This is a genomic window from Bacillus sp. FG16, assembly GCF_057809515.1.
In genome coordinates this window covers 1-11449 of sequence record NZ_JBMDKC010000139.1, presented here as the reverse complement: position 1 = coordinate 11449, position 11449 = coordinate 1, and the positions used below count along the sequence as shown (strand labels likewise).

Sequence of the window (11449 nt, the reverse complement as noted above, 5' to 3'; positions counted from 1 at the left end):
ATTTGGATTAACGGCACAAAAAAAGATTCCGGTAAGAATCCTTACTTTTTGTTTAATTTATCATTTTTTTGCACCAGAACCGTTTCACCTTACCTTGTCCGTTTGAATTGTTTTAAATATTTATACTGCATAGACTTCAATTAACAATATAATTCTATCTCTCTATCAAATTTAAGGTTTCACTTCGAAGTGTACTATTATCTTTAAATATTCCTTTATATGACGAAGTTATAGTCATTGAACCAGGTTTTTTCACACCTCTCATTGTCATACACATATGCTCAGCTTCAATTACTACAATTACACCTTTTGGCTCTAAAGTTTCAAAAATTACATTTGCTAATTCATTGGTTATTCTTTCCTGCAACTGTGGTCTTTTGCATATGGTTTCTAAAGCTCTAGCTAACTTGCTTAACCCAGTTACCTTTCCATTATTAGGAATATAACCTATGTGGGCACTTCCAAAAAAAGGTACCAAATGATGTTCACACATAGAATAGAACGGAATTTCTTTGACTAATACCAATTCTTCATGATTTTCATTAAATATTTTTAACAAGTGTTCAGAAGGGTTTTGACCTAAACCTTGAAAAACTTCCTTATACATTTTTGCTACCCGCTTTGGGGTTTCCAAAATACCTTCCCTATTAATATCTTCTCCAATTGCTTCAAGAATCATTTTTACTGCTACTTCAATTTTGTCAGTATCTATTTCTACACTTTGGATTGTTTTTAAGCTCATATATTATCTCCACCTTATTAATTTATTCATAACATGCTCTTATTTATACGCCTCGTTTATTTCCCCATACTAACGCGTGAAGTTGAGGTAATACTTTTGCATCATTCATTTCTTTACACTGTACAGCTTTTTCAATCAACCGTTCATATTTCTGTAATAAGTTTTTAATAAGCGCTGCATCATCCATCGTTTTCGTATCATCGTTACCAACTTGTAAAAAAAATGGTACATGCGGATATCGCTTGTGTACCTTTACTGCATATTCAAAATCGTAATCTTCAAATACAACTACTTTTAAACTAAAATCTTTTCTTTCTAATTTACGAATAACAGAATCTAGCATTATAAAATCTGTTTTCATCTTTGAACTTGGTGGTTTAGGCGAAATTGTCACTTCTTCAATTTGAAGTAACCATTCTTGCCACTTACTCCCTTGCGTCTCAATCGCTGTACGAATTCCATTCTCTTTTAATACATTAAGAAGAAACTGAATATTTTTCAGCAAAACAGGATTCCCACCTGAAATTGTAACGTGAGAAAAATTTTCTCCACCAATTTCAACAAGTTCATTCCAAATTTCTTCTGGAGCCATTTGTCTAACTTGTTGTTTTGCTGAGCCATCCCATGTAAAGGCTGAATCGCACCAAGAGCAGCTATAGTCACAACCTGCTGTGCGAATGAACATCGTTTTTTGTCCGATAACCATTCCTTCTCCTTGAATGGTTGGGCCAAATATCTCCAACACAGGAATCTTACTCATCAAGTATCCACTCCCGTCTTACTTCTGCATAACTCGTTGGTGTTTCAAAGAGACGTACGAATTCGACACGAGCTCCTTTATATTCTTCTGCTCGATACCCTTTTGTTAATGCTTCTGCCATCTTTTCATAAATCCAGACAACCATATTTTCCGCAGTCGTATTCATCACTGGTAATGTCTCATTTAAATAGCGATGATCTAAATAAATTTCGATTTCATTTTTCCAAATTTCTTTTATATCTCCAAAGTCAATTGCAATTCCAATATCATTTACATATCCACTAATCCCAAATACAACTTTATATGTATGACCATGTAAATTTTTGCATTTTCCTTCATAACAGTGCAAATGGTGTGCTGCATCAAATGTGAATTCCTTGCTGACCATTACTCTTTTATTATGGTATTTTAATTGCTCAAGCTGAATATCCTTGTCCATTTTTTGCAAATTTTCTACAATGCGAAACCCGAAAAAGTTTTCCATTATTTATTCCCCCCTTTGCGTTCTTGTCGATACGTATCTAACCCTGCTTTACGAAGTTGACATGCTGGACATTCACCGCAACCATCACCTATGATTCCGTTATAACATGTTAATGTTTTTTCTCTAATAAACTCGAATGCGCCAAGTTCATCAGATAATTTCCATGTGTCTGCTTTATCGATCCACATAAGTGGTGTATGAATGACAAATGGATAATCCATAGATAAATTTAATGTAACATTTAACGATTTCACAAACACGTCACGGCAATCTGGATAACCACTAAAATCAGTTTCACATACACCCGTTACAATATGACGAGCTCCAACTTGTTTTGCTAATACAGCAGCAAATGATAAGAATAGTAAATTCCGCCCATCTACAAATGTCGATGGTAATTCACCTTCTTCGTGTGTAATCTCCATATCTATTCTTGTTAACGCACTTGGAGCTAGCTGATTTAGTAGGCTCATATCTATCACTGTATGTTTAATGCCAAGCTCGTTCGCAATTTCCGCTGCACAATCAATTTCTAACTTATGACGTTGTTTGTAGTTAAATGTTACAGCTTCCACCTCCGCAAACTGTTGCATTGCCCAAAATAAACATGTTGTGCTATCTTGTCCACCACTAAAAACAACTATTGCTTTATCATTAGAGTACATTTTATTCTCCCCTTAACTACTTGCACTGTTATAATATCTTAAGGCAAACTTCCAAAAATAAATTGAAATAATAAAAAATCCAATAGAATAACCTATTAACATGAATACATCGTTTAGTTCTAATCGATTAATTAAAGCATAAGTTGGAATATTACTAACAATAACAATAGGAAAAATAAATAAAAAAACAAATCGACTTATTCCTTTATATAAGGAAGATGGGTATCTAAGTAATGTCATAGTACCAAGAAATAACTCATGCATACCTTCAACTTTGGTTAACCATATAGATAAAGTCATTAAAATAAACCACATAGAATACGAGAGTATAATCCCTAAAAACAATAGACCCAAGAAAGAAAATCCATTTACAATACTAACACTCTCTCCCTTTTGTAATAATGCATAACTAATTAACAGTATGGCTGGTAAACAGTTCCCTAAATTCCCTAAATCAAGCTTTCTTAATGAAACTAGAAATTGACTATTAATAGGTTTAAACAATATCTGATCTAAACTCCCTTGGTTAACTAAACTCGGTATATATGGTAGATTATTAATAAAAAGAGTAAACATCAAAGATTTTATCAACTCACTTGTTCCAATTAACAAATAAATATCATTTGTATTCCAACCATTAATATTACCAAAACTATCAAATATACTATTAAAGAATACTAATGTAACAATGAACCAAACAACGCTATCTACTATATTTAAAAAAAAGTTAACTCTATACATCATAATATTACTTAAATTAATTTTAAGAATTGCTTTTAACATTTTTAAATATCTAATCATTTTTATGCACCAACAGATTCATATTTATTTAACCCCTTCTTCCAAAGTACTCTAATAAGGACATAGAAAACTAAAGACCATATCACTTGTGAAATTAATCCATTTACAATTTCAGCGCTACTTAAATTTCCTAAATATACATTTACCGGAAAGTGAATTAAGTATGAAAAAGGTAAAAACTGAGTTATTGTATTTAACGGAGCTGGTAAAAATTCAAGTGGAATAAGCGATCCAGATAATAATTCTAATACTATATCTACAGTAAAGAAAAAGGATGATATCTCTACAAAGTAAAATGAGAAGAGTGATATCAAATAATAAATCATATAATATAGTATTAATGCTCCTACTATTGAAAGAATGAACAGGAAAGTATATTTTAAGGTTGGCAAAAGGAAATAATCCCTGTTCAGGAATATTATCGGTATTATCGGTATCACTGACATCACTAAATGAATAATTTTGTTACCTAAATTATGACTAAACCAATATCCAAAATATGAAAATGGTTTTATAAGATATTTTGATAATTCACCGGATTGTATTTCATCATTTATCGACCAGTGCATTTCAGGAATTAGCAAAAGTTCAATTAACTTAGCAATTATTACATAAGTAATCATCATTTCAAGAGTATAACCTTGAATATTGCTTTGTGTTTCAAAGAGAGAATGCCACAATAGTATTAAAGCCACAAGCGGTATTAAACCAAAAATCATATATAATACAACATTCATGCGATACTGAAAAACCGCTTGAAATGAAAGCATCATTGGTTTTAAATACTTCTTCATACTGTTATTTTCACTCCAGTCGATTCCATTGAATAAATATCTTCAATGAGGTCTTGTGATGACATTTCAGTCAAATTGTAGTCAATAACATTGAATTCTTTTAATATGCTAGATATGGTCTCGTTCACTAACTTTTCTTGCACTTTTATTGTTACACTAAATTTATCCGATTCTTTAACTTCTCCATATTTCTTAAGATCTTGAGAATCTATTTCATTTTCAAAGCTAAGATATATATATTTATAACTCTGAATTTCTTCTTTTATTTTTTTGAAATTGTTATTAAAAACAACTTCTCCATTCTTCAATATTATTAATTCTTCACATAACTCATATATATCTGGGAAATAATGACTGGTTATTACAACTGTTGTATTTCTTTCTTTACAATATTTTTTGAGAAAATTCCTAATATTCTTCTGAGCGAGAAAATCCAATCCAATAGTCGGTTCATCTAAAAATAATATCTTAGGTGAGTGTAAGATTGATGCGATTAACTCACATTTCATTCTCTCTCCTAACGATAGATTCCTTACTGGCGATTTAAGAATTTCTAATACCCCAAGATTTTTAGCTAATTCATCTACATTCTTTTTAAACTCTGTATCAGACAGTTCATATATTTCTTTATGTAATAAAAATGTTTCGTAAGGGGAAAGATCCCACCATAGCTGATTTTTTTGTCCTAAAACAACACCAATAGACTTTAAAAAAGCTTTCTTCTTATCGTGTGGGTTAAATCCATTTACCAAGATTGTCCCCGAAGTAGGTTTAATTAACCCAACCATGGCTTTCATTAAGGTAGACTTACCAGCACCATTCGCGCCAATAAGCCCTATTATTTTACCTTCTTTTACTTTAAATGACACATCACTTAAAGCAGTAACCTTGACTTTTTCTCTTTTAAATAAACTTTTGAAAGAGTTTATTAATCCTTCTTCAATTTTTACTCTTTCAAAAGTTTTTGATACATTTTCAATTTCAATGATATTCATCTTCTCTCTCCTTTTTACTACTTACTTACCACTCTAAAAACTTCTGCAAATTGCACTCCTGCCTGCATACCCCTATAGGAATTTAGCCCCAAAACTCCATCAACCAAATTTAATGTTTTAAGTTGGGATTCATATTTTTTAATTGATGCTTTTTTCAGTTCAATAAACCTGGTAATATCTTTTACAACCTGATAGTTTTTCATGGGAGTCCATACTTCATACTGTAAACACATCGGAGCACAATTCTCTTTTAAGAACCCTGATTGACACAGAAATATTGCTTCTGATACAACTTCATTTACTATTCGATGATCTCTATCACTTTCCATATCATGGGGGAAATAAATAAAATTAGGCTTATATTTTGAGATTTCATAAATAATTTCTTCTACAAAATCTAAAGAATACACAAGTGATCTGTCTGGTTTCTTTAAAAATTTAACATTTTCTTTTTCTATCCCTAATGTATTACAAGCATTTATACACTCGTTCTCTCTATTTAAAATAATTTCATTTAAATTCCCTCCCCCCCCAGATAAATCTCCTTTTGTAATTATTATTACTTTTACATGTTCACCCTTACTAATAGCTTGAGCAATTGTTCCACCACAGCCAATGACTTCATCGTCATGGTGTGGCGCTATAACTAAATGTTTTTTTACAATATCCTTCACTCAGCATCACCTTTATTGAATAGGTAAATTATTTACCTATTATTTAAATTATTTACTCTGGAGTAAACTAACTGGATACATTTTATTTCCACTAGAAAAATATACTTTTTTAAGAGCGTCTATTTACATTGTATATCATTAAAAATTCACCCTTGCTGCCTACACTCGTACACCATAAATTCACTATTCCTTCCAAAAGGATTTTTATTGTAATCACCATAAAAATTTTTTATATTGAATCCTTCTATTTCTAAGAGATACTGCATTTCGGATGGTAAAGTATATTTTGCAAGAAATCTAAATTTTTTTTCACTTAAAAAATTATCTGCTATGTCATAAACCTCAAAATAACAAGTGGTTTCAACTATTTGGTTATAATGATCTGCTTTTACGACATCCCATGATTTAATTTTATATTTTTTAAAATTCTTTCCTTTAATAGGACTATTTCCTCCATCACTCCCTCTCTTAGAATAAGGAAGAATAGTTGGAGGTGTAATAATATCGAAAACAAAAATCCCGCCTTCTTTTAATAGTAATTTAATGTTCCTAAGAGCTAATTTTTGTTGTGACGATGTAAGCAAATATTCAAATACACCACCAGACATAAATATAAAATCAAATTTTCTTTCAGACTTAAAATCTGTAGCAGAAGAAACCTTAAATTCTATTTTATCCTTAATATTTGGCATCTCCTCTAACTTCTTACTGGCTTTTTCAATCATTCCTGCTGATATATCAACACTAGTTACATTCGCGCCTTTTTCAGCAAGAATAAAAGATAATCTACCAGTACCGCACCCCAAATCTAACACTTCATCATTTGGTTTTACTAAACCACTGTAAAAATCAAAAATACCATCAGGTTCTGGGATGATAATGTCATATAATTCAGAAATTTCGTCGTATTGTTGCTGCATTGTTTTCCTCCTTAATTCATTTCTTTTTTATATCCCCTATAAAAGGCAAGCTGCCAAAATATGAGATAGAAAGCAGTTAAATAACCGTATTTTTTTTTGATATACTTATATGAGTTAATAATGGACTTCATTTTATTTTTAGGTTCATAATAACCATCTTTTTTGTGTATAACCCCACGTGCATGACCTACACCATAATTAAATGAACTTTTCAAATCTTGCTTAATGCTTAACTCTGGATGAATAATTCTTGCTTTATCATCATATAAAATCTTAAGATTTGCAGATTTAACTCTAATATCAAAATCATAATCCTCTGTCCAAGATAAATTCTCATCAAAATAATATCCATTTACCTTCGCTAAGATTGCTTTATTAAATGCCAATGGAGGTGAATATGCATTTTTTTTGCAAGTATGTATATGTCTTGCGCGTGCAATGATTTTTCCAATTTTACTGTTAAAGGAAAACATTACCCTTCCTTTAGCCAAAGGTCCTACATCTAATAATTTGAATAACTTATTGATGGTACCGGGCATAAAAACACAATCTGAATCCATAATTAACACATTATCTTTACTAGAAATTTCAATTCCATAATTATAAGCTTTTGCTAAATTAGGTGTAGGTAATTCCCCAATTAATGCATTGCTAGAATAAGCGATTTTTTTTACTTCTTCTGTTGCACCATTTAAGACAACGACAACCTCTACATTTTCATCAATACTTTTTAAACACTTTTCCAATCTAACATCATTATAAGCTGGTATTACTATTGATAGATTCAACATATCTACTCACCTTATTTAAACAATTATCCATACTACTCAAAACTTCATCTAAACAATAAAATTCCCCTGAATCCTTTAACTCGACTAATTTATCTTTATTATTTCTATATGTTTCTATATCTGGGGTTAAAAGAAAAGTAATTCCTAGATCCATACAAATATCTTTAATTACAGGAGCCATTGAATATTTTTTTACCGGTATACCATATTGTACTACTACATCGTATGAATTTGATTCTAGGTAGCCCCTAATTCTTTGTATCAATTTATCCCTATATTCTTTCATTAATTCTTCATAAATTACTGGATCCTCAATGTCATCCATCCAATCGTACGCACAAAAAGTAGGATTCATTTGGTATTCATATGGTATAATTCCCGCATTTGATAGAATAATTGGATGAACCATTGGGTATTTATTTGTAACTTCTCTAATTTTTTTACCAATATATGAAAAATCATATGGTTTAGCCCAAGAACAAACTTGTAAAAAAGCAATTCTTTTCCCTTGAGGCTTTTCGTAATATTCCCCACAAAAATATTTCTGCCATGTATTGAACTCTTCGTGATGAATATACTTTGAGCAAGCTCCTCGTTTAAAAACTGTTTCCTCTTTTATTAAATCTAATAGTATATATTCTGGATAGTTAGGATAACCTTTTTTATTAAGTACCGAATCCTTTACCCTTTCATCCTGTAGATTAGAATAATTTCTATTTCTCAAAATCTCTCCTCCTTTATTTAAGAATTAAAAATGAACCTAATAAAAGGGCATCCATCTCTGATCCATAAAATGACCTAATGGCATCACTTGGGTTACATATAATTGGTTCTTTTCCTACATTAAACGATGTATTCATAACTGCTGGAATTCCTGTTTTCTGGTAAAAGTTATAGATTGTTTCATAATAATCAGAATTCATACCCTTTGTAACTACTTGAGCCCTTGTTGACCCATCAACATGAACTATCGCTGGAACTAAATGATGTACCTCTTTTTTAACAGTAGAATTTAACAGCATATAAGGGTTATTTATTTTTTCTTCTAATACTGCAGAAGCGTTTTCATCTATGATGCTAGGAGCCAATGGTCTCCATTGCTCTCTTTTCTTAATAGTATTTACTTTATTTAACATATCCCTATTCTGAGGGTTAGCTATTATACTTCTATTTCCTAAAGCTCTAGGACCAAATTCCATCTTTCCAGAAAATCTTCCTATTATCTTATTTTGAATTAATAACTCGGAGCATTTATCATATTTATTAGAACCTAATTCTATATATGATAAATTATATTTTTTTAATATATTTAAGATACTAGAATCAGAAAATTCCGGACCAGAATATACATGATCTTCAGTGAACATAGGCCCTATACCATTTTCGGCAAGAAACCATGTAGCTGCTCCAATACTTACCCCACTATCTGAAGCACCTGGTTGAATGTACAAATTAGCCACTTCCGGTAAATCAGCTATAATTCTATTTGCTATACAATTTAATGCTACTCCTCCCGAAAGACATAATTTATCAATTCCAGTTAGATTAACAGCATTTTTTACAAGCTTAACAATTGCTCTTTCCAAGGCTGCCTGACCTGAGGCTGCAATATTTTTATATTCCATTACTGATGTATTCATTAATAGTATTGAATCTATTGAATTATATTCATATTTAATATAATTAGGAGCCATTTTTGTTATACTATTAATAGCTTTTATCCAATCTTTTAATACCGAAAAATATTTACCATTTATACTAACTGGATTTTTATTTGGTTTCAAAGGATTTTCCAGTATTTCAGGAAATTCAAATATTTCTTCCCCATATGAAGATAGGCCCATTAGCTTCCCTTCATTATGCCTCCCTAAACCTGAAAATACAGTTAATGCTTCATAAAAAATACCTAAAGAATGTTCCAACGGGTATTTTTCTAGTACTTCTATTATATTACCTTTTCCTTTTGCTATCGTTATTGACTCTTCTTCTCCACTTCCATCAATAACTATTATGGTAGCTTCATTGAATCCCGAACTAAAGAACGCACCAGAAGCATGTGCCAAATGATGAGAACACATATGGATTTGAGGATCTTTATCTCTCTTAAAAATTCCCTTCGGAAAAATCTTTTCAAGACATTCTTCTTTGTTAAGCTTCTTTGAATACTTTTCAAAATATAATTGTTCTACATCCCATCCCATAACAATATGATCTACTTCATTTGGAGTAATTTTAGCTTCCTTTAAACAATAAGCTATTGAATTATATGGAATTTTATCTAATGCTTTTTTTTGACGAATAAACCTTTCTTCTTCAGCTGCAGCTATTAATTTACCATTATAAAATAAACACGCACTTGCATCATGAATATCAAAGTCCCATCCATTGACTCCTAAAACATACATTATATTACCTCGCAGTTATTTTATATTTTTCTTCTAATCTCATAATATTCTTGCGGAAATAGGGTTGGTTTATCTATTAATCGTACAAAAACCAACATATCTGTTTGAATATATAAATTTCGGAATGTATCTTTGGAAAAACCAATGCTATCCAAGTCCTTTTTTATTAATTCTTCATCAATGTAAGGCTCTTCAGCCACTTTATAAGAACTTAAATCGTGAATAATTTCTTTTAAATAAAAGCCTAAAGAGGTCAAGAAATTCTGCAAATAAACCGCTCTATTCCCTAATCTTTTAACACTTACATTTAAAAAAATTAAATCACCTTTTTGACCTTTTAATAATTCATTAGCTCTATTTAACCACAAATCTAACCCTCTACCATCATCTATAGGGTCACAATGTATTGCATCATACTTATTCCTTAAATCTTCTATAACTTCATTTCTAACATCAAAATTATAAAAATTAATATCATTATTTTCATTTTCTAAATATTCAATTAATTCTTTGTCAATATCTCCTACACTTATTTCTCTGTTTTTATATTGTTCAAGGGCCAAACTTGTATAATCATCGTCTCCGCAAAAAAAGATATTTTTATTAGATGATAACTCTTGATTTATTATTTCAGCTCTCCTCAACGAACTATCCCAAGTAGCTTTAAATTGAGCATATTTTTTTTTGTTTATTTTATTCCCATATCCTGTATTAGGAAGAGAGGCTGGTTCATATAAAATACTGCTTGTTAAATCTTGTGAAAATCTTATCTTATTTTCTACAATTTCAACTAAATTTCTTTCTTTTAATACTTTTAATAATCTTAAAGCCAAACTTAAAGTCCCAGTTATTTTGACTAAATCATCTAAAGTATCTACAGTATTAATGGACTTCCAAATTATAAATTCGAATTGTTTTTCACTAATTTCATACCACTTTTTCCAAAAATTCAAAAGTACCCCTCTGTTTTTTAATTTTGGTACTTTATCTAACTCTTCTTCATAGTCTAATTCAATAAATCTTTCATATAATAAAATAATCTTATTTTCTTTCATACTGTATACCCTACCTTAAAAAAAGTTACATATACAGTTAAACTGCATATGTAACCTCCTTATTTTAAACTTAACCTAATGTCTTGCCTGCACGAATTAGTAAATCCTCTTCATCTAATTCAAGATCTTCAAGTTCTAACATTTCTTCATGAATATATTCCTTTTCCATTTCACATTCCCCCTTTATATAGATAATTGTGTAATCCAAATATTTGCAACAGAGCTGCACCACTAATATTAGCATGAAAAGGTAATTTTCTGATTAATAAAATTTTTTTTTTTGTTGATAAAGATAATTCAGAAAATTAAGTGGCCGAGAAGTAGGGATACAGCCGAGATATACATGTTAACTATACTAAATAA

General features: G+C 30.4%; 13 protein-coding genes. All 13 read right to left on the bottom strand.

Annotated features, from left to right (window positions below; genetic code table 11):
* Positions 1-154 precede the first annotated feature (154 nt).
* Positions 155-742 (bottom strand): GTP cyclohydrolase I FolE, encoded by a 588-nt coding sequence (folE, locus tag ACODS7_RS29210; RefSeq protein ID WP_000054144.1) that lies wholly within the window; start codon positions 740-742, stop codon positions 155-157.
* Between the two features lie 43 nt (positions 743-785).
* Positions 786-1502: a 7-carboxy-7-deazaguanine synthase QueE gene (gene queE / locus ACODS7_RS29205; protein ID WP_289670067.1), complete on the bottom strand. Its 717-nt coding sequence runs from the start codon at positions 1500-1502 to the stop codon at positions 786-788.
* Complete coding sequence (queD, locus tag ACODS7_RS29200) at positions 1495-1986, bottom strand: 6-carboxytetrahydropterin synthase QueD (protein WP_016513434.1); 492 nt, start codon at positions 1984-1986, stop codon at positions 1495-1497. The genes queE and queD overlap by 8 nt, the downstream gene beginning before the upstream one ends.
* Positions 1986-2651: a 7-cyano-7-deazaguanine synthase QueC gene (queC, locus tag ACODS7_RS29195; RefSeq protein ID WP_289670063.1), complete on the bottom strand. Its 666-nt coding sequence runs from the start codon at positions 2649-2651 to the stop codon at positions 1986-1988. Before queC ends, queD begins: the two co-directional genes overlap by 1 nt.
* Positions 2652-2663: 12 nt before the next feature.
* Positions 2664-3452 carry an ABC transporter permease gene (locus tag ACODS7_RS29190; RefSeq protein WP_000621954.1) on the bottom strand — a complete coding sequence of 263 codons (789 nt, stop codon included), beginning with the start codon at positions 3450-3452 and terminating at the stop codon, positions 2664-2666.
* 2 nt (positions 3453-3454) lie between these two features.
* The gene (locus tag ACODS7_RS29185) at positions 3455-4246 is read right to left on the bottom strand and encodes an ABC transporter permease (RefSeq protein ID WP_016083415.1); all 792 of its coding nucleotides are present in this window, start codon (positions 4244-4246) and stop codon (positions 3455-3457) included.
* Positions 4243-5241 carry an ABC transporter ATP-binding protein gene (locus ACODS7_RS29180; RefSeq protein ID WP_289670055.1) on the bottom strand — a complete coding sequence of 333 codons (999 nt, stop codon included), beginning with the start codon at positions 5239-5241 and terminating at the stop codon, positions 4243-4245. The genes ACODS7_RS29185 and ACODS7_RS29180 overlap by 4 nt, the downstream gene beginning before the upstream one ends.
* Positions 5242-5258: 17 nt before the next feature.
* The gene (locus ACODS7_RS29175; RefSeq protein WP_289670053.1) at positions 5259-5915 is read right to left on the bottom strand and encodes a PIG-L deacetylase family protein; all 657 of its coding nucleotides are present in this window, start codon (positions 5913-5915) and stop codon (positions 5259-5261) included.
* Between the two features lie 146 nt (positions 5916-6061).
* On the bottom strand, positions 6062-6835 hold the full coding sequence (locus tag ACODS7_RS29170) for a class I SAM-dependent methyltransferase (RefSeq protein ID WP_289670052.1): 774 nt from the start codon (positions 6833-6835) through the stop codon (positions 6062-6064).
* Positions 6836-6846: 11 nt separating this feature from the next.
* Positions 6847-7626 (bottom strand): glycosyltransferase family 2 protein, encoded by a 780-nt coding sequence (locus tag ACODS7_RS29165; protein ID WP_289670051.1) that lies wholly within the window; start codon positions 7624-7626, stop codon positions 6847-6849.
* Positions 7592-8350, bottom strand: coding sequence for a DUF5591 domain-containing protein (locus ACODS7_RS29160; protein WP_289670048.1), 759 nt, complete (start codon positions 8348-8350; stop codon positions 7592-7594). The genes ACODS7_RS29165 and ACODS7_RS29160 overlap by 35 nt, the downstream gene beginning before the upstream one ends.
* A 13-nt stretch (positions 8351-8363) precedes the next feature.
* The gene (locus ACODS7_RS29155) at positions 8364-10031 is read right to left on the bottom strand and encodes a carbamoyltransferase family protein (RefSeq protein WP_289670046.1); all 1668 of its coding nucleotides are present in this window, start codon (positions 10029-10031) and stop codon (positions 8364-8366) included.
* A 20-nt stretch (positions 10032-10051) separates the two neighbouring features.
* Complete coding sequence (locus ACODS7_RS29150) at positions 10052-11086, bottom strand: bis-aminopropyl spermidine synthase family protein (RefSeq protein ID WP_289670045.1); 1035 nt, start codon at positions 11084-11086, stop codon at positions 10052-10054.
* Positions 11087-11449: the final 363 nt, after the last annotated feature.